This is a genomic window from Curtobacterium flaccumfaciens UCD-AKU (assembly GCF_000349565.1).
Taxonomy (GTDB): Bacteria; Actinomycetota; Actinomycetes; order Actinomycetales; family Microbacteriaceae; genus Curtobacterium; species Curtobacterium poinsettiae.
The window spans coordinates 181,982-200,225 of record NZ_KB714607.1 but is presented as its reverse complement, the minus strand read 5'-3'; the positions used below and the strand labels follow the sequence as shown (position 1 = coordinate 200,225).

The 18,244-nt window shown below is 71.2% G+C and carries 18 protein-coding genes; 11 read left to right on the top strand and 7 right to left on the bottom strand.

Annotated features, from left to right (window positions below; genetic code table 11):
• The first annotated feature begins 1 nt into the window (after position 1).
• Entirely contained in the window at positions 2 to 454 is a 453-nt protein-coding gene (locus H489_RS23085; RefSeq protein WP_017886041.1) for an acyl-CoA thioesterase, read from the top strand.
• On the opposite strand, the gene H489_RS23080 is transcribed toward H489_RS23085, so the two are convergent.
• Complete coding sequence (locus tag H489_RS23080; RefSeq protein ID WP_017886040.1) at positions 441 to 1,304, bottom strand: acyl-CoA thioesterase; 864 nt, start codon at positions 1,302 to 1,304, stop codon at positions 441 to 443. The genes H489_RS23085 and H489_RS23080 overlap by 14 nt on opposite strands.
• A 92-nt stretch (positions 1,305 to 1,396) precedes the next feature.
• On the opposite strand from H489_RS23080, the gene H489_RS23075 reads away from it, so the two are divergent.
• Together H489_RS23075 and H489_RS23070 are read left to right on the top strand one after the other, a co-directional pair.
• Positions 1,397 to 2,098 (top strand): hypothetical protein, encoded by a 702-nt coding sequence (locus H489_RS23075; RefSeq protein ID WP_031259242.1) that lies wholly within the window; start codon positions 1,397 to 1,399, stop codon positions 2,096 to 2,098.
• Between the two features lie 80 nt (positions 2,099 to 2,178).
• On the top strand, positions 2,179 to 3,021 hold the full coding sequence (locus H489_RS23070; protein WP_031259241.1) for an NAD(P)H-binding protein: 843 nt from the start codon (positions 2,179 to 2,181) through the stop codon (positions 3,019 to 3,021).
• A gap of 310 nt (positions 3,022 to 3,331) precedes the next feature.
• Here the strand turns inward: H489_RS23070 and H489_RS23065 are convergent, their stop codons facing one another.
• The 3 genes from H489_RS23065 to pepN form a co-directional block, all read right to left on the bottom strand.
• Positions 3,332 to 3,826, bottom strand: a complete 495-nt coding sequence (locus tag H489_RS23065; RefSeq protein ID WP_017886037.1) for a globin — start codon at positions 3,824 to 3,826, stop codon at positions 3,332 to 3,334.
• The gene (locus tag H489_RS23060; protein WP_017886036.1) at positions 3,823 to 4,893 is read right to left on the bottom strand and encodes a mechanosensitive ion channel family protein; all 1,071 of its coding nucleotides are present in this window, start codon (positions 4,891 to 4,893) and stop codon (positions 3,823 to 3,825) included. The genes H489_RS23065 and H489_RS23060 overlap by 4 nt, the downstream gene beginning before the upstream one ends.
• 75 nt (positions 4,894 to 4,968) lie before the next feature.
• Complete coding sequence (gene pepN, locus H489_RS23055) at positions 4,969 to 7,548, bottom strand: aminopeptidase N (RefSeq protein ID WP_017886035.1); 2,580 nt, start codon at positions 7,546 to 7,548, stop codon at positions 4,969 to 4,971.
• Between the two features lie 120 nt (positions 7,549 to 7,668).
• Here pepN and H489_RS23050 point away from each other — a divergent pair, with 120 nt between their 5' ends.
• Positions 7,669 to 8,322, top strand: a complete 654-nt coding sequence (locus H489_RS23050; protein ID WP_259496435.1) for a DsbA family protein — start codon at positions 7,669 to 7,671, stop codon at positions 8,320 to 8,322.
• Between the two features lie 66 nt (positions 8,323 to 8,388).
• Here H489_RS23050 and H489_RS23045 read toward each other — a convergent pair whose 3' ends face one another.
• The gene (locus tag H489_RS23045; RefSeq protein ID WP_031259239.1) at positions 8,389 to 8,907 is read right to left on the bottom strand and encodes a GNAT family N-acetyltransferase; all 519 of its coding nucleotides are present in this window, start codon (positions 8,905 to 8,907) and stop codon (positions 8,389 to 8,391) included.
• Here H489_RS23045 and H489_RS23040 point away from each other — a divergent pair.
• From H489_RS23040 to H489_RS23030, 3 genes are read left to right on the top strand one after another with little or no spacing between them, the layout of a single operon-like run.
• The gene (locus tag H489_RS23040) at positions 8,906 to 9,547 is read left to right on the top strand and encodes a helix-turn-helix domain-containing protein (protein WP_040418901.1); all 642 of its coding nucleotides are present in this window, start codon (positions 8,906 to 8,908) and stop codon (positions 9,545 to 9,547) included. The two genes, H489_RS23045 and H489_RS23040, sit on opposite strands and share 2 nt — an antisense overlap.
• Positions 9,548 to 9,593: 46 nt before the next feature.
• Positions 9,594 to 10,082, top strand: a complete 489-nt coding sequence (locus H489_RS23035) for a ribose-5-phosphate isomerase (protein WP_017886031.1) — start codon at positions 9,594 to 9,596, stop codon at positions 10,080 to 10,082.
• A gap of 52 nt (positions 10,083 to 10,134) precedes the next feature.
• On the top strand, positions 10,135 to 11,064 hold the full coding sequence (locus tag H489_RS23030; protein ID WP_017886030.1) for an Fpg/Nei family DNA glycosylase: 930 nt from the start codon (positions 10,135 to 10,137) through the stop codon (positions 11,062 to 11,064).
• A 36-nt stretch (positions 11,065 to 11,100) separates the two neighbouring features.
• On the opposite strand, the gene H489_RS23025 is transcribed toward H489_RS23030, so the two are convergent.
• Together H489_RS23025 and H489_RS23020 are read right to left on the bottom strand one after the other, a co-directional pair.
• Entirely contained in the window at positions 11,101 to 12,570 is a 1,470-nt protein-coding gene (locus tag H489_RS23025) for an amidohydrolase (RefSeq protein ID WP_017886029.1), read from the bottom strand.
• Entirely contained in the window at positions 12,567 to 13,220 is a 654-nt protein-coding gene (locus H489_RS23020) for an FMN-binding negative transcriptional regulator (RefSeq protein WP_017886028.1), read from the bottom strand. Before H489_RS23020 ends, H489_RS23025 begins: the two co-directional genes overlap by 4 nt.
• A gap of 179 nt (positions 13,221 to 13,399) precedes the next feature.
• Here H489_RS23020 and H489_RS23015 point away from each other — a divergent pair, with 179 nt between their 5' ends.
• The 4 genes from H489_RS23015 to H489_RS23000 are packed head-to-tail and all read left to right on the top strand — an operon-like array spanning position 13,400 to position 18,217.
• Positions 13,400 to 14,986 carry a peptide ABC transporter substrate-binding protein gene (locus H489_RS23015; RefSeq protein ID WP_040418899.1) on the top strand — a complete coding sequence of 529 codons (1,587 nt, stop codon included), beginning with the start codon at positions 13,400 to 13,402 and terminating at the stop codon, positions 14,984 to 14,986.
• Positions 14,987 to 14,994: 8 nt separating this feature from the next.
• Complete coding sequence (locus H489_RS23010) at positions 14,995 to 16,389, top strand: M14 family zinc carboxypeptidase (protein ID WP_017886026.1); 1,395 nt, start codon at positions 14,995 to 14,997, stop codon at positions 16,387 to 16,389.
• Positions 16,389 to 17,330: an ABC transporter permease gene (locus H489_RS23005; protein ID WP_017886025.1), complete on the top strand. Its 942-nt coding sequence runs from the start codon at positions 16,389 to 16,391 to the stop codon at positions 17,328 to 17,330. Before H489_RS23010 ends, H489_RS23005 begins: the two co-directional genes overlap by 1 nt.
• Positions 17,327 to 18,217, top strand: a complete 891-nt coding sequence (locus tag H489_RS23000) for an ABC transporter permease (RefSeq protein ID WP_017886024.1) — start codon at positions 17,327 to 17,329, stop codon at positions 18,215 to 18,217. Before H489_RS23005 ends, H489_RS23000 begins: the two co-directional genes overlap by 4 nt.
• The last annotated feature ends 27 nt before the right edge of the window (positions 18,218 to 18,244 follow it).

Below are 18,244 nucleotides of genomic sequence, written 5' to 3'. Positions count from 1 at the left end.
CATGCGGTGGAGCGACATCGACGCCTACGGCCACGTCAACAACTCCGCGATGCTGCGCCTCCTCGAAGAGGCGCGCATCGTGGGGTTCTGGGGTGCCGACCCCGGTGAGGACCCCGACGGCGCCCTGCCCGAGCCGATCATCGACGGTCGGCCCGGTTCGGGCACCATGACGATCATCGCCGGGCAACGCCTCGAGTACCTGGCATCGATCCCGTACCTCCGTCAGCCGCTCGACATCCAGATGTGGATCGGGCGGGTGGGCGGTGCGAGCATCGACGTCTCGTACGAGGTCTGGTCGCCCGTGGGACAGTCCCCCGCGGTCCTGTACACCCGGGCCACGACCGCACTCGTGATGGTCGACGCGGCGACGAACCGTCCGCGTCGGCTGACCGACCCCGAGCGTGCCGCGTGTGAGCGCTACTTCGAAGACCCGGTGCAGTTCAGCCGCCCGTAGGCACCCGCATCATGCCCTCCTGGGCGACGGTGGCCAGCAGCTGACCGTCGCGGGAGAACATCCGCCCCAACGCGAGTCCCCGTCCGCCCTGCGCGCTCGGGGACTCCTGCGTGTACAGGATCCACTCGTCCGCGCGACCGTCGCGGTGCCACCACATCGCGTGGTCGAGGCTGGCGCTCTTCACACCGGGGGTGCCCCAGGCGACGCCGTGCCGCCGCATGATCGGCTCGAGGATGGACATGTCGCTGGCGTAGCCGAGCACCGCACGGTGCAGCGCCGGGTCCTCGGGCAGGTCGCCCTGCACCCGGAACCAGACCGCCTGGTGCGGCACGTGCTCGCCCTGCACGTCGATGAACACCGGACCCTCGACGTGCCGCAGGTCGATGGACCGTGCGGCCCACGCCCGTGCGACGGGGTGGTCGATGGCGGACAGGATCGACGCGGCCGACGGCAGGGACTCCGGGTCCGGGGTGTCCACCGGGTACGGGTCCTGGTGTTCGAGACCGGTGTCCGGCACCTGGAACGACGCGATCATCGAGAAGATCGGGACGCCGCGCTGGTACGCCTGCACGCGGCGGGTCGCGAACGAACGACCGTCGTGGATGCGCTCGACGGCGAAGGTGATCGGCACGTCGACGTCGCCCGGCCGCAGGAAGTACCCGTGCATCGAGTGGACGTCGCGACCGTCGATCGTGGTCTGCGCGGCGACGATGCACTGGGCCAGGACCTGCCCGCCGAACACCCGTCCGCCGGGGGACCAGTGGCTGGCACCGGTCAGGATCGTCTCGCCCGTGCTCGCGCCGGTGTCCTCGAGTCGCAGGGTCCGCAGGAAGTCGGGTTCGCCGTTCACGTTGTGCAGTCTACGAACGGCTGCCCGGCCTCGATGCAGGGTCACCACGCCCAGGCTGTGTGGCGTCGACGGCCGGTAGGATCGTGGACGACATGGGCAACTCGTTCACGCTTCCCGACGCCGCCTCACTCGGTGACCTCCGCACGTACCTCGGCCGTGCCGCTCGGATCGAGGACGGCTCGGTCCGGCTCATCGCCGACTCGGGCGTCCTGGCCGTGTACACGGCGATCCTCTACCCGCTCGGGTTGCTCGACGAACTGCCGACGGTGCTCGGTCTCCGCACGTTCTCGCTCACCGAGCCCGCCTCGATCGACACCGTGGTGCCGCTGCAGTCGCTGCTCGAGCGTCTCCGCCTGCTGGCAGAGACGCAGGACGCCGAGCACGCCGAGGGCGCCGACCCGACGCGGGCCACCCCGATCGAGGTCGAGCTGCCGCACGAAGTCCACACGGTCACGTGGGCGGCCATCTCGCCGCCCCGCGGTGGCTGGGTCCCGCTGCCGGACGTCTCGCCCGAACTCCTCCGCCGGGCCACCCGTGACGGCATCGCCGAGGTCGCCGACGCCGTGCCGTCCAACTCGGGTGAGGCCATCGTCCGGCGGATCCGTGCCGAGGTCTGGGGCAGACCGGTCCCCGGCGTCGAGCACCTGCCGGCTGGTGCGGGGTTCGCCGGCGAGAGCCTCGGCTTCCTCGGGCACGACCCGGTGCGCCTGTTCGAGACCGGTCCGTGGAGCCGTCTCACGACCTCGCGTGGCCACGTGCTCGTGAAGCGGCGCGCCTGGACCCTGAGCTCGTAACGACGACGACGACGAAGAAGACGGCGAGGACGATGACCGCCGCGGACCACGCCGCCCGGCCGCCGTGGTTGGCTGGCCGCATGCACGTCTTCCTCACCGGTGCGTCCGGCTACATCGGCTCCTCCGTCCTCCGCTCCCTGGTCGCCCACGGCGACGAGGTCACCGCACTCGTCCGGTCCGACGAGAAGGCCCAGCACGTCCGTGACGCCGGTGGCCGAGCCCTGGTCGGTGACGTCACCGACACCGAGGTCGTCGAACGGCTGCTGCACGAGAGCGACGGCGTGGTCCACACGGCATCGGCCCCGGACGTCGACCCGGACTTCATCCGCACCGCGATCGCTGCACTGGCCGGCACCCCCAAGCCGTTCGTGCACACCGGCGGGATCTTCACCTTCGGCGACTCGACGGACATCTCGGAGCAGTCGCCGATCGACCCGCCGGCGCTGACCGCGTGGCGCGGTCCGAACGAGGCCCTGCTGCGCGCCAGCGACGTCCGGAGCACCATCGTCGCGCCCGGCATCGTGTACGGACGCGGCGCCGGCATCCCGGCGATGTTCGTCGGCGACGGCGAGCAGCCGGTGCGGCTGGTCGGGGATGGCTCCCAGCGGTGGACGACGGTGCACGTGGACGACCTCGGCGAGCTCTACGTCCTCGCGCTGCACCGCGGCGAGCTCGACGGGTACATCGTCGCGGCGACCGGGGACAACCCGACCGTGCGCGAGCTCGCCGAGGCCGGGGCCCACGGTGCACCGGTCGTCGCCGAGAGCGTCGATGCGAGCCGCGAACGGCTCGGGCAGGACTTCGCCGACGCGCTGCTGCTGCACCAGGAGGCGTCCGGCGCACACGCCCGGTCGGCCCACGGCTGGCGGCCGTCACGGCCGTCGCTGGTCGACGACCTCGCCTCCGGCTCGTACGTGCGCTGACCGCGCTGAGACACGCTGGCCGAAGACGCCGGCGTCCCGCGGGCACGCCGCCGGTTCCGCGAGACGCCGCCGTATTCGGAGGCGCGGAACGCACATGGCGGCGTCGGACGGACACGCCGGCGTCTCGCCAGCACGAGAACGCGGGAACCGCCGGACGGGAGGCCCGTGGCGACGCCGCCACGGGCCTCCCGTCCGGCGCTCGTGACGATCACTGCACGCCGGCGTCCGCGGAAGACGCCGCGGGAGCGTCGAGACGCCGCCGGATCCGGCGGCGTCTCGACGACACGACGGCGTCCGCGCCGGACGCGCGTCAGTCGAAGGTGTTCGTCATCGCGTGGGCAGCGCGGTCGAGGTAGCCCCAGAGCTCGGCTTCGTCCAGGGGAGCGAGCTCGAGCGACTCGACCGCCTCGTGCATGTGGTGGAGCCAGCGCTCCCGCGCCTCGGACGTGATGCGGAACGGGTTGTGGCGCATCCGCAGACGGGGGTGCCCGCGCTGCTCGCTGTACGTGCCCGGCCCGCCCCAGTACTGCTGCAGGAAGGCGGACAGGCGCCAGATCGCGCCCTCGAGGTCGTCGGCCGGGTACATCGGCCAGATGACCTCGTCCTGCTGCACGCCCTCGTAGAAGCGCCGGACGAGCCGGTCGAAGGTGGGGGCACCGCCGATCCGCTCGTACAGCGACCCGGTGGCCGAGGTGCCGTGCTCACCGACGCGCAGGGTGATCGGCTGCGCGGGGACGCCGGGCATGCCGAGCGAACCGCGTGCTCCTGGCCCACCCGGGCCGGTCGGGGGTGTGAGGTCGGTCATCGGGGGTCCTTCCCGCTGTCGGGCTCGTCGTCCGTGCGGATCGGCTGCCCGAGGATGTTGCGCTTGGTGCGCCGCGGCTTCGTGGGCGCAGCCATCGGCTGGGTGCGGACGGTGCGCAGCCCGTTGATCGAGGTGGCGTTCTCCCAGCCCTCGGGCATGATCATCGCCATCGCGGGCAGGGTGATGCCGAGTTCGTCGACGGCGTGCTTCAGTCGGGTGCGGAGCTCCCGGCCGACGACGTCGAGCTCGGAGGCGCGGGTCTTCACGACCAGGCGGAAGACCATCCCGGCGTCGGTGATCGACTGCAGGCCCCAGATCTCCGGCTTCTCGACGATCCGCTGGCGCCAGCGCGGCTCCTGCGACATCGTCACGGCGGCCTTGAGCAGGGCGTCCTGCACGGCGTCGATGTCGGTGTCGTACGGCACGGTGATGTCGACGAGCACCCGTGACCAGCCCTGGGAAAGGTTGCCGACGCGCAGGATCTGCCCGTTCGGGACGAACCAGAGGATGCCGTTCACGTCGCGGATCTGCATGACGCGCAGCCCGACGTTCTCGACGACGCCGGTGGCCTGCCCGGTGTCGACGACGTCACCGACGCCGGCCTGGTCCTCGAGGATCATGAAGATGCCGGACAACAGGTCCTTCACGATGGACTGGGCGCCGACGGCGAGGCCGGCCGCGACGAGGGACGCACCGCCGACGATGCCGACCGCGGCACCCTTCCACAACGCCGTGGCGATGACCACGAGCGCGATCACGACGACGACCACGGTGGCCAGGTTCTCGAGGACACTGCCGAGCGTCCGGGTCCGTTGCACGACACGCGCGGTCTGCACGGGGGAGGCGATGAGGGCCTGGGTGTCGGCCGCCCCCTGACGCTTCTTGACGCCGTTCACGATCCGGTCGACGACCTGCTTGATCATGCGACGGAGGATCAGCCGGAGGACGATCGCCGCGAGGATCGTGATGACGATCGTGATCGGTGCTTGCCAGGCGTCGACGAACTGGAGGAACGCGTTGGACGCCCACTTCGGGACGTCGGTGGTGTCTGCTGCAGCCAGGTTCATATCCGGTCGATGCTAAGCGGCGGGGCCTCGGCGTCCCTGGAGGAACACCAAGACCCCGCCGGATCAGCGCAGGGTTCAGGCGTCCGCGGCCTGGACCCGGAGCGCCCGCTCGGTGCCCGCGAGGCTCTCGGACACGATGCGGCGCAGCGCCGGCGTCTCCGGGTGCTCCGCGAGCCACGCGGCGGCGGCGTCACGGAGCTCGGCCGACGCGAGCGGCGCCGGGTAGAGGCCCGAGACGATGGTGTCCGCCATGTGGTAGCTGCGCTCGGCCCAGATGCGCGTGAGCACCTCGAAGTACTTCGGCACGAGGCCCTCGAGCAGCACCGGGCTGTTCACGTGCTGGAACCCGACCGTGGTCTGCCGCACGATCGCGTTCGGCAGCTCGGACGAGTCGACCAGCGACGAGAACGCCGCCAGCTTGCCCTCGGCCGTCGGGATCGTCGCCCGGGCGCGGGCCGCGGCCTGCTCGCCGGACGCGGTCTTGTCCGCAGCGAGCTCGGCGTCGATCTCGGTGCTGCCCGCGGCGCCCGCGAGCACGAGGCCCTCGAGCAGCTCCCAGCGCAGGTCGGTGTCGATCTCGAGGCCCTGCAGCGTGACCGAACCGTCGCGAAGGCCCTGCAGGGTCGCGACGTGCTCGGGCGTGGACGGGATCTGCGCGAAGAACTTCACGAACTGGAACTGCGCGTCCGAACCGGCTTCGGCCGAGGACGCGAGCTGCCAGAGCGTGTCGCCGACGGTGCGGACCGTGGCCTCGACCGAGCCCGGCGCCACGTAGTTGCGTGCGGTGAGCAGCAGCTGCGAGAGCGTCGTGCGGATGGTGGTCGACTCGGTCTCGGTCGCGATGTTGCCGAGCACCAGGCGGACGTAGTCGCTGGCGGGGGACTCGGCGTCGCGCGTGGCGTCCCACACGGAACCCCAGACGATCGAGCGGGCGAGCGGGTTCGCGATGGACGCGAGGTGCTCGATCGCGGTGCGCCGGGAGTGCTCGTCGAGACGGATCTTGGCGTAGGCCAGGTCGTCGTCGTTCAGGAGCACGAGGTCGCCGCGGTGCACGCCGACGAGCTCGGGCACATCGGTGCGGGCGCCGTCGACGTCGATCTCGACGCGCTGGACCCGCTCGAGCTTGCCGCCGGCGGATGCAGTGTCCGCGCCGAACGGTGCGGACTCGTCGTTCCGGAACGCGTAGACGCCGATGGCCAGACGGTGCGGGCGCAGCGTCGGGTAGTCGGCGGGGGCTTCCTGCAGGACCGTGAACGACGTGATGACGCCGGACTCGTCGGTCTCGATCTCGGGGCGCAGGGTGTTGACGCCCGCGGTCTCGAGCCAGAGCTTCGACCACTCGGTGAGTTCACGGCCGCTCGTCGCCTCGAGCTCGACGAGCAGGTCGCGCAGCTCGGTGTTCGAGTGGTGGTGCTTCTTGAAGTAGGCGGAGACACCGGCGAAGAACGCGTCGATGCCGACCCACGCGACGAGCTGCTTGAGGACCGAGCCGCCCTTCGCGTAGGTGATGCCGTCGAAGTTGACCTGGACGTCTTCGAGGTCGTTGATCGTCGCGACGATCGGGTGCGTCGAGGGGAGCTGGTCCTGGCGGTAGGCCCAGGACTTCTCCATCGCCTGGAACGTGGTCCAGGCCTCGGTCCACTCGGTGGCCTCTGCCGTGGCGATCGTCGACGCCCACTCGGCGAAGGACTCGTTGAGCCACAGGTCGTTCCACCACTTCATGGTGACCAGGTCGCCGAACCACATGTGGGCGAGCTCGTGCAGGATCGTGACGACCCGGCGCTCCTTGATGGCGTCGGTGACCTTCGACCGGAACACGTAGGTCTCGGTGAAGGTGACGGCCCCGGCGTTCTCCATCGCGCCGGCGTTGAACTCCGGCACGAACAGCTGGTCGTACTTGTCGAAGGGGTAGGCGACGTCGAACTTCTCCTCGAAGTACGCGAAGCCCTTCTTCGTGGTCTCGAACACGTACTCGGGGTCGAGGTACGAGGCGAGCGACTTGCGCGCGAACACGCCGAGCGGGATCGTCCGGCCGTCGCGGCTGGTCAGCTCGTCGCGCACGACCTCGTACGGGCCGGCGACGAGCGCGGTGATGTAACTCGAGATGCGCGCGGTGGGCGGGAACGCCCACGTCGCGACGTCGCCGTCGACGTGCGGCTCCGGCGTGGGGGAGTTCGAGACGACCTGCCACCGTGACGGCGCCGTCACGGTGAAGGAGAACTCGGCCTTCAGGTCGGGCTGCTCGAACACCGCGAACATGCGGCGCGAGTCGGGGACCTCGAACTGGGAGTACAGGTACACCTCGTCGTCCACCGGGTCGACGAAGCGGTGCAGGCCTTCACCGGTGTTCGTGTACAGCGCGTCGCTGACGACCACGAGCTCGTTCTGCTCCTGCAGGTCGTCGAGCTGGATGCGGACGCCGTCGTTCACCGCGGCGACGTCGAGCGCCGTGCCGTTCAGCGTGATCGAGTGCACGGTCTTCGTGATGGCGTCGATGAAGGTCGATGCGCCGGCGGTGGCGGTGAAGCGCACCCGCGTGGTGCTGCCGAAGCTCTCTGCACCGCGGGTCAGGTCGAGCTCGACGTCGTACGTCTGCACGGCGACGACGGCCGCGCGCTCCTGGGCTTCGATTCGGGTGAGGTTCTCTCCGGGCACGCAACGCTCCATCTTCGCTGGGGACGCGGACGATCGGTGTCCGCGTACGGGGCCCCGGACGGCGTCGTGCGCCGGCGGGACGATGGGCTCCAGCCTAGCGACGCCGCGTACGCTCGGATCGTGACCGAGACGACTGTGGACAACCCGACCGACCCCACCACCGAGCGCACCGCCGTGGAGTTCTGGTTCGACCCGAACTGCCCCTGGGCCTGGATGACGAGCCGCTGGGTGGGTGAGGTCGCCGAGCACCGCGACCTCGACGTGACGTGGAAGGTGATGAGCCTGTTCGTCCTCAACGAGGACCAGGACGTGCCGGACAGCTACAAGGAGCGCCTGCACGCCGGCCAGGTCTACCCGCGCATCGTCGCGGCGGCGAAGCTCCGGCTCGGCCAGGACGTCGTGAAGCCGCTGTACGACGCCCTCGGCGAGCACATCCACCACCGCCAGGAGTCCGACCCCGAGCAGGTCGTCCCCGCCGTGCTCGCGGAGCTCGGCCTGGACGCCGACCTGCTCGAGTACGCCTGGACCGACGAGGTCGACGCCGCCGTGCGCGCCAGCCACCAGGACGGCATCGACCGTGTCGGGCAGGACGTCGGCACGCCGGTCATCGCCGTCGAGGGCACCGCGTTCTTCGGACCGGTCATCTCCCCGGCCCCCAAGGGCCAGGAGGCGCTCGACCTGTGGGACGGCGTCGTCGCCGTCGCGAAGGTCCCCGCGTTCTTCGAGCTCAAGCGCTCGCGCACCGTCGGCCCGATCTTCGACACCACCGACTGATCCGGCGCCGACCGGCGGGGGACGGGTGGCCGGAAGGCCCGTGGTGCGCCCGCCCCGCCCGTCGCGTCAGACGAGCGGCAGCCGCATGAGCGTCAGGTCGAGCCAGCGGTCGAACTTGCGTCCGACCTCGGGCACGACCGCGACCGTGGCGAAGCCCAGGCGTTCGTGCAGGGCGATCGACCCCGTGTTGGTGCTGCAGATCCCGGCCATCATCACGTGTCGGCCCTCGGCGGTGGCCCGCGCGACCAACTCGGCCATCAACGTCGTCGCGATGCCCCGGCCGCGGAACGCCTCGACCACGTAGACGCTGTGCTCGACGGTCTGCCGGTACCCGTCCGGCTGCCGCCACTGCGAGTACGTCGCGTAGCCAGCCACGACCCCGTCGACCTCGGCCACGACCACCGGGTACCCGCCGCCCTGCCGCTCGGCGAGCCACCCGTCGAAGTACGGACGCGGGTGCGGGATGTCCTGCCAGATGGCGGTGGAGTGCAGCACGGCATCGACGTGCAGGGCGTGCACGACGTCGAGGTCGGCCGGGGTGCAGTCGCGGATCACGACCCCGTTCGTCGCATATGCTGTCGTCATGTCTCACATCGTAGACGACGCCCATGCCTATCCCGCAACCGGCGCCGACGACACCTCGGTCGCCGAGCAGCGGGCGCTCGGCGAACGGCTCCAGCGCCTCCGCACCGAGCGCAGGTGGAGCCTCACCGAGCTCGCCGAGGAGTCGGGCGTCTCCCGGGCGATGATCAACCGCGTCGAGCGCGGGGTCTCCAGCCCCACCGCGACGATCCTCGGTCGCCTGTCCGGTGCCTTCGGCCTGACGATCTCGCAGCTCCTCGACGATGCCCTGGAGCACGAGGTGCCCAGGGCGACGGACCCCGACGAGGCGCGCGGGGTGCAACGCGGCGCGACCGCCGATTCCTGGACCGATCCCGACACCGGGTACCGCCGCCGCCCGGTCTCGAGCGCCGCGTTCCCCGCCGACGTCACCGAGGTGCGCCTCCCGGCCGGCCGCGAAGTGGCCTACCCGGCGTCCGCCTACGCGTTCCTGCGGCACTGCATCTGGGTCGTCGACGGCGTGCTCGAGGTCGTCGTCGGCGGCGAGCCGACGCGGCTGGCGTCGGGGGACCGGATCGAGCTCGGCGACCCCGCCGACGTCGTGTACCGCAACCCGGGCGAGGACCCCACCCGGTACCTCGTCGTGGTGGTCCGCGCACCGTAGTCCGTGGTGGTCCGGGCCCCGGAGCCGCAGGAATAGGATCGGTTCCATGCGCATCCACCTCGGAACGGACCACGCCGGCCTCGAGTTCAACAAGACCCTCGCAACCCACCTGACCGACGCCGGGCACGAGGTGGTGGACCACGGTCCGACCGAGTACGACGCGCTCGACGACTACCCCTCGTTCTGCATCAACGCCGCGCACGCCGTGGTGCAGGACCAGCGCGACGGTGTCCAGGCCCTCGGTGTCGTCTTCGGCGGTTCCGGCAACGGCGAGCAGATCGCCGCGAACAAGGTCGAGGGCATCCGGGCCGCGCTCGTCTGGAACGAGTCGACCGCGCTGCTCGCCCGTCAGCACAACGACGCCAACGTCATCTCCATCGGCGCGCGCCAGCACACCGAGGACGAGGCGATCCGGTTCGTCGACCTGTTCATCGCCGAGCCGTTCTCGGGCGAGGAGCGCCACGCCCGCCGCATCGCCCAGCTCGCCGAGTACGAGACCACCGGGCTGATCGCCGGTCGCCAGATCGACGCGTAGGGCTCGGACCCACGGTCCAGCAACACCGAGCAGCACCGAGTAGACAAGACCAATGCCCGAGGGTCACTCCGTCCACCGCATCGCCAACCAGTTCACCCGGCACTTCGTCGGCAAGCGCTGCGAGGTGTCGAGTCCCCAGGGCCGCTTCGCCGCCGGGGCCGCGCAGCTCGACGGCAAGCGCCTGATCGCCGCCCGGGCGGTCGCGAAGCAGATGTTCCTGGAGTTCGAGGACGACCTGTTCCTCCGCGTCCACCTCGGCCTGTACGGCGCGTGGGACTTCGCGGGCGTGATCTCCACCGCCGAGGCGCTGTCCGACGACGACGACCGCGAAGAGTCGCTCAGCTCGATCGGCGCACCGCGGCTCGCCCGCTACCGGATGGCCGAGCAGGAGAAGGCGGAGGACCCGATCGAGTCGTTCCCGCCGGACCCGGTCGGCCAGGTGCGCGTGCGGATCCTCACCGAGGACACCGTCGCCGACCTGCGCGGCCCGACCGCGTGCGTCGTGGAGACCCCGGCCGAGGTGCAGCGCGCGCTCGACAAGCTCGGCCCCGACCCGATGAACGACGACGGGCCCGAGGCCGAGAAGACCTTCGTCGACAACGTCCGGAAGCGCAACGTCGCGATCGGGCAGCTGCTCATGGACCAGTCCGTGGTGGCCGGCATCGGCAACATCTACCGCGCCGAACTGCTGTTCCGGCAGCGCATCGACCCGTACAAGCCGGGCAAGAAGATCACCGTCAAGCAGGCCAAGGCGCTCTGGGCGGACTGGTCGAAGCTGCTGCACGACGGCGTCCGCGACGGTCTGATGATGACGATGGACGACCTGTCCGAGGCCGACCACAAGAAGGCCCTGCGCTCCCGCAAGGACCGCCACTGGGTCTACCACCGTCAGGGCGAGCCCTGCCGGGTGTGCGGCACCGAGATCCGGATGGCCGACATGGCCGGCCGGAAGCTCTACTGGTGCCCGAAGGACCAGAAGTAGCCCACGGAACACGGACGCACCCGCCCGTCCTCCTGCTCACAGCTCCCGGTACGTGAACCGCCCGGCGACGGCCGTCCCGAGCACCCGCATGCCGCGCAGAGCGGCGGACGACGCCGCCAGCGGGTCGGACTCGACGAACACCAGGTCCGCCACGTCGCCGACGGACACCCCGACCCGCCCGTCGGTCGACCCCTGCCACGCGACGAGCGACGAGAGCCGTTCGGCCGGGTGCCACGGATCGCGGCCGTCGCGGTCCCGCCCGACGGCCGCCGCCATCGAGACCCACGGGTCGAGCGGCGCCACCGGGGCGTCCGACCCGAGCAGCAGGCGCGCTCCGGCCCGTGCGAGCGAGGCGAAGGCGAACGCCCGGTCGGTGTACCCGGCCCAGTGCCGGTCGGCGATGTCCCGGTCGTCCATGGCGTGTTCGGGCTGCACCGACGCGGCGACCCCGAGCCGGGCGAACCGGTCGACGTCGGTGTCGACGAGCAACTGCGCGTGCTCGATCGTGCCGCGGGTCCCGACGGTCTCGAAGACGTCGAGGGCCAGGGCGTTCGCACGGTCGCCGATCGCGTGGATCGCGGGGACGAGTCCGGCGTCGACGGCACGCCGGGTGATCGCGACGAGGTCCTCGAACGGCCAGGCGAGCACGCCGGAGCCGTCGGTCATCGCGGCGGTCCGCGTGCCGAGCGACCCGTCCGTGACCACCTTGAACGGCCCCATCGTGAGCAGCCCACGGGTGCCCTCGACCACGTCGCCGGTGCGCAGCCCCCGGGCGATGGCCTCGTCGAGCTCGGCCGGGTACACCCCGGACGCGACCCGGATCGCGTCGGTGCCGGCGTGGATCCGGCGGCGCCAGCGGTCGAGCCCGAAGCGCATCTCGAGGTCGACCACGCCCGTCACCCCGCGGGCCGCCGCTGCTTCGGCAGCGTCCGCCACGGACGCGTCGAGCGCATCGTCCGGCACCTGCGACAACGCACCGGTCACGTCGAACGCGTCCTGCTCGCGCAGGACCCCGTCCTCGCCCGCCTCGAGCGGTCGGCCGACAGCGGCCGAGAAGTGCGCGAGCGCGAGGGCGTTGCACCACACCGCGTGCAGGTCCGCGCTGATGACGACGGTCGGGAGGCCCGGTGCGGCACGGTCGAGCAGCTCGCGTCGCGCAGGGCGCGGCCACATCCCGTCGCGGTAGCCGTGTCCGACCAGGACGCGGTCCGTCACGCCCGCCCGCGCGACGGCGGCGAGCAGGTCGGCGGTCGCCTCGGCGGAGTCGCAGCCGGTGACGTCGACACGGCGGCGGACGATCGCCCACTGGTCGAAGTGCGTGTGGTGGTCGCGCAGGCCCGGACCGAGCCAGGCGCCGCCGGCCTCGACCACGTCGGTGTCGACGCTCGTGGGGTCGAGCGTGCCGGTCGGGGCGATCTCGGTGACCCGGCCGTCGACGACGCGGACGTCGGCAGGGGCCCCGGAGGTGCCCACACGCCGGACGGTGCGCAGCAGGATCTCGCTCATCGAGCCTCCCGGTCGTCAGCGCGCGCAGCGTGCGCTCGTGCCATCTCGTCGGCGAGCGCCGGCGACGCGTAGGGGCCGTCGCCCCGCAGGCCGGCGACGATGCGGTCGATCACCTCGGGGGCCTTGTTCTGCGACAGCTTGGCGCGGGCGTCGAACCGGGTGACGCGGATCCGGATGCCGACGGTGCCCTTCGCGATCCGGCGGGCGGTCTCCTCGTCGACCTGCAACGACACGGGCGAGGGCATGACGTGCTCGAAGTGGTCGACGAGTTCGCCGAGCACCCGGAAGTTCTCGTCGTCGGACAGGATCTCGGGGGTGCCCCAGACGTGGGCGGTGACGTGGTTCCAGGTGGGCACGAACTGTTCCGGCGGGTACCAGGCGGGGGAGACGTAGCCGTGCGGGCCCTGGAACACGACGAGGACCTCGTGCTGTCCGAGTTCGTGCGCGACCTCGTCGGGTCGGCCGACGTGGGACACCAGGACGAGGGCGTCCGGGTCGTCGTCGGGGCCGGGGGTCTCGAGCAGCACCGGGTAGTGCGAGGCGACCAGTCCGTCCGCGGTGTGCGACACGATCGTCGCCCACGGGTTCCCGGTGATGAGGCGTCGGACCTCGTCGACGTCGGTCAGCAGGAAGTGCGGTGTGTGGCGCATCCTCCGAGCGTGGCACAACGAGCCGGGTCCTGCGACGGGCGTGGTTTCGCTGGTGTTTCTGCGCGGTAAAACTCTCAGAGCGCATTGAAAGAAGTCTTGTGGTCGGGATTCGAACCGTCCTAGCTTTCCCACCACGACGACCGGGCAGGGATCCGGCCGCACCCGATCGAGGAGAGATCATGCGACGCAGGACGATCGCCGCGCTGGCCGCGGCGGCAACCTTGGCCCTGGTGGCGACCGGCTGCTCGGCGGGCGGCACGGCCGACGACGACGCTCCCTCGAGCCTGGTGTACGCGACCGGCGAGCCCGACCACCTGACCCCGGGCCGGCAGACCGTGGCCTTCGACCAGGTGATGAGCGTCTTCGCACCGCTGACCCAGACCGACGCCGACGGCGACCTGCACGACGTCGCGGCGAAGAGCGTCGAGAGCGACGACGCCACCACGTGGACGATCACGCTGCGGGACGGCTGGACGTTCCAGAACGGCGAGCCCGTCACGCCGGAGAGCTACGTGAAGGCCTGGAACCACGTCGCCTACGGCCCGAACGCATGGGAGAACAGCGGCCAGCTCGCCGGGATCGTCGGGTACTCCGACCTCAACCCGGCGAAGGGCACCCCGAAGACCAAGGAGATGTCGGGGCTCAAGGTCACCGGCAAGGACACCTTCACGGTCACGCTCACCCACGCGGACAGCCAGTTCCCGCTGCAGCTCAGCCAGGCCCAGACCGCGTTCTACCCGATGCCCGAGGCCGCCTACGACGACCTGAAGGCGTACGACGAGAAGCCGATCGGCAACGGCCCGTACGAGATGACGAAGGCATGGAAGGCGGACCAGGAGTTCACCGTCACGGCCTGGAAGGACTACGAGGGCACGAAGCCCGCCACCGACGAGGTGACCTTCCGCAGCTACTCCGACATGAACACCGCGTACACCGACGTCCTTGCCGGCAACGCCGACGTGCTGTTCCTGCCGACCGACAAGATGACGAGCGCGAAGGCCGACTTCGGCGACCGCCTGCACTCCTTCGACGCCCCCGGCATCGACTACCTCGGCTTCCCGCTGTGGGACGACCGGTACTCCGACCCCGACGTGCGCCGCGCGATCTCGATGTCGATCGACCGTGACCAGGTGAACGACGCCATCTACGGCGGCCTGTACGAACCGGCCACCGCACTGACCCCGCCGTCGATGTCCGGCACCGAGGAGGGCATCTGCGGCGACGCCTGCGAGTTCGACCCGGCGGCGGCGAAGAAGCTCCTCGCCGGTGCCGGCGGGTTCGACGGCACCATGACGCTCGTCTACCCGGGCGGTTCCGGCCTCGACTCCCTGTACGAGGCCTACGCCAACCAGATCCGGCAGAACCTGGGCGTCGACGCCGAGGCGAAGGCCACCACCGACTGGGCGTCGTACTACTCGGAGCTCACGGACAAGAAGGTCGCCGGCCCGCACTTCGGGCACTGGGGCGCGCTCTACATCAGCCAGCAGAACACGCTCCGCGCCTTGTTCACCACGGCCGGCGGGTGCTCCCCGTGCACCGGGTACTACCAGTCCGACGACGTCGACTCGCTGCTCGCGAAGGCCGACTCCGCCGGGTCCCAGGACGAGGCGAACGGGTACTACACGAAGACGCAGCAGGCCGTCCTCGAGGACTTCCCGATCGTCCCGACCTTCTTCGACAAGTACTCGTACGTCACGAGCGACAAGATCGCGAAGCTGCCGGCGGTGGCGGGCAGCCCCGTGATCGCGCAGATCGCCGTGAAGTAGGGCGGAGCATGGAGCAGCACACCGTCCTCGACCTGGTCCGCGACGTCCCCGACCACGACGGCTTCCCGCTCGTCGACGACCTGCAGGCCCGGTTCGCCGCGCTCGCCGCGGCGCACCCCGACCGGGTCACGGTCACCCGGATCGGCACGAGCCGCCTCGGCGAACCCCTGCACAGCTACCGCATCGGCACCGGGTCGCACGCGGCCGTCGTGGTCGGCGGGGTGCACCCGAACGAGCCGATCGGTTCGTGGACGGCGCTGCACCTCGCCGAGACGGCCCTCGGTGACGAGCGGGTGCAGGCGCTCGACGTCACCTGGCACATCGTCCCGACGATCGACCCGGACGGCATGCGGCTCAACGAGGCGTGGTTCCACGACCCGCACGACCGGGTGTTCTACTCGCGCCACTTCTACCGGCCGGCCCCGGACAGCCAGGTCGAGTGGACGTTCCCGAACAGCTACAGGTCGGTGTACTTCGACCAGGTGCTGCCCGAGACGCTCGCGTTCATGCGGCTCATCGACGACACCGAGCCGGAGCTGCTCGTGAGCCTGCACAACGGCGAGATGGGCGGCGTCTACTACTACCTGTCCGAGGACCTGCCCGACGTCGTCGACACCCTGCACGCGGTGCCGGCCGCCCTCGGGCTGCCGCTCGACACCGGGGAGCCGGAGTCCCCGTACCTGCGGGAGCTCGCACCGGCGGTGTTCGCGATGGATGGCATCGAGACGGCGTACGCCTACCTCGAGGAGCTCGGTGTCGACCCGGGTGAGCACATCCACGGCGGGTCGAGCGCGGCGTGGGCGATGCGGCACGGGGCCCTCTGCATGGTGGCCGAGCTGCCGTACTGGAGCCACCCCGACGCCGACGACCAGACCGCGACCGACGAGTCGTACGCCGACCTGCTGCGCCGGTGCGCGGACGAGCTCGGCGCCTCGGGTGCGGAACTGCAGGCGTTCCTCGACGAGGCGTCGCCGATGCTCTCGATCCCGTCGCCGTTCGTCGAGGCCTCCCGGGCGTTCGTGCCGTTGCTCGCCGGGATGGCGGACACCGACCGCCGCCGCGCCGAACGGGAACCGGCGGACCGGACGGCCACCGTCGCGGAGCGCTTCGGCTGCGAGGACCTGGTCCGCTGCTTCCGCCTGCGCTACGGCGGCATGCTCCTGCGCGCCGTCGAGGCGGAGACGACCGCCGGCACGGCGTCCGCGCCGCTCCGGCGGCTCCGCGACCGCCTGGCCGAGCGGTACGCGCACTGGCAGGCGGACGCGTCGACGGGTGCCGAGCCGATCCCGGTGGGGAAGCTCGTGGGCGTGCAGTACGGGGCGATCCTCGCCTGCGCGAGCCACGTGGCGGACCCGACCCGTGCCTCCCGTCCGGTGTCGGCGGCCGTGTCGGGAGGCGCGTGATGCGTCCGACGCTCGCCGTCGGTCGCCGGCTCGGCGGCCTGGTCATCGTGTTCCTCGGGGTGACCTTCCTCATCTACGCGATGACGTTCGTGCTGCCCGGCGACCCGATCAAGGCCCTCGGCGGCGAGCGCCCCCTGACCGACTCGGTCGTGCGGGCGCTGCGGGCGGAGTACCACCTGGACCAGCCGCTGTGGCTGCAGTACGTGCAGTACCTGGGCGGCCTGTTCCGGGGTGACTTCGGCACCGACTTCAACGGGCAGTCCGTCGGCGAGCAGATGGCCTCGCGCTGGCCGGTGACGATCACGCTGGCGCTCAGCGCGTGGGCGCTCGAGATCGTCCTGGGCATCGGACTCGGCGTGGTCTCGGCGCTCAAGCGCGGCACGGTGCTCGACAAGACGGTGCTCGTCGGTACCATCGTCGTCGGGGCGGTCCCCGTGTTCGTGCTCGGCGTGGCCCTGCAGCTGGTGTTCTCGGTGCGGCTGGACTGGTTCCCGGTCGCGGGCGTCACCGCCGGGTGGCCGACCGCGTACGTCCTGCCGGCGTTCGTGATCGCCCTGTTCGGCCTGGCCGCGGTGTCCCGGCTCACCCGGACGTCGATGATCGAGACGCTCGACGCCGACTACGTGCGGACGGCCCGCGCGAAGGGGCTCGCGCCGGGCCGGATCGTCGGTGTGCACGTGCTGCGGAACTCGCTCATCCCCACCGCCACCTACCTGGCGACCGACCTCGGGTACCTGATGGGCGGCACCGTCATCATCGAGGGCATCTTCAACCTGCCGGGCGTCGGGAACCTGCTGTTCCAGGGCATCCGCTCGCACGAGGGTGCCGTCGTCGTCGGCATCTCGACCGCCCTCATCCTGGTGTTCCTCGTCACGAGCGTGCTCGTCGACCTGCTGCACGCCGCCCTCGACCCGCGCGTCCGGACAGGAGCCTCCCGATGACCACCGAAGCCCTCGGCGCCACCGTCGAACCCGTCGTCGGGGTCCGGCGTCGGCCACTGCTCGCCGCCGCACGGACGCCGGGGTTCTGGGTGCCCGCGTCGGTGCTCGTGGTGGTCCTGCTCATCGCGGCGTTCCCGCAGCTCTTCGCCGGACTGTTCGGCCACGGCGACCCGCGGGTGTGCGACCTCGGCCGGAGCGGGGCGTCAGCGAGCGCCGGGCACCCGTTCGGCTTCGACCTGCAGGGCTGCGACGTGTACGCGAACGTCATCTGGGGCACCCGGTCGTCGATCGCCGTCGCGGTGCTCACGACCCTGCTCGCCGGCATGGTCGCGGTCGTCGTCGGGACCGTCGCGGGCATGGTCGGCGGGTGGGTCGACGCCGTCCTCGCCCGGCTCACCGACGTGTTCCTCGGGTTCCCGTTCCTGCTCGGCGCCGTCGTCGTGCTGAACAGCGTGGGGGAGCGGTCGGTGCTCACCGTGTCGCTCGTGCTCGCCCTGTTCGGGTGGCCGACGATGGCGCGGCTCGTGCGGTCGAGCGTCCGCAGCGTCCGGGGCGCCGAGTTCGTGCTCGCCGCCCGGACGATGGGGCTGTCGACGTGGCGGATCACCACCCGGTACGTGCTGCCGTCGTCGATCTCGCCGCTGCTCGTGCTCGCCACCATCACCGTCGGCGGGGTCATCGTGTCCGAGTCGTCGCTGACCTACCTCGGCATCGGGCTGGAGCGTCCGGCGATCTCGTGGGGGCTGCAGCTGTCCGCGGCGACGTCGCAGTTCCTCCGGGCCCCGCACATGCTCATCGCGCCGGCGGCGTTCCTCGCCGTGACCGTGCTCGCCGTCATCGCGCTCGGCGACACGCTGCGCGCCGCGCTCGACCCACGTCGGCGCTGACGTGCGTCGCGGCGGACGCCGCAGCGA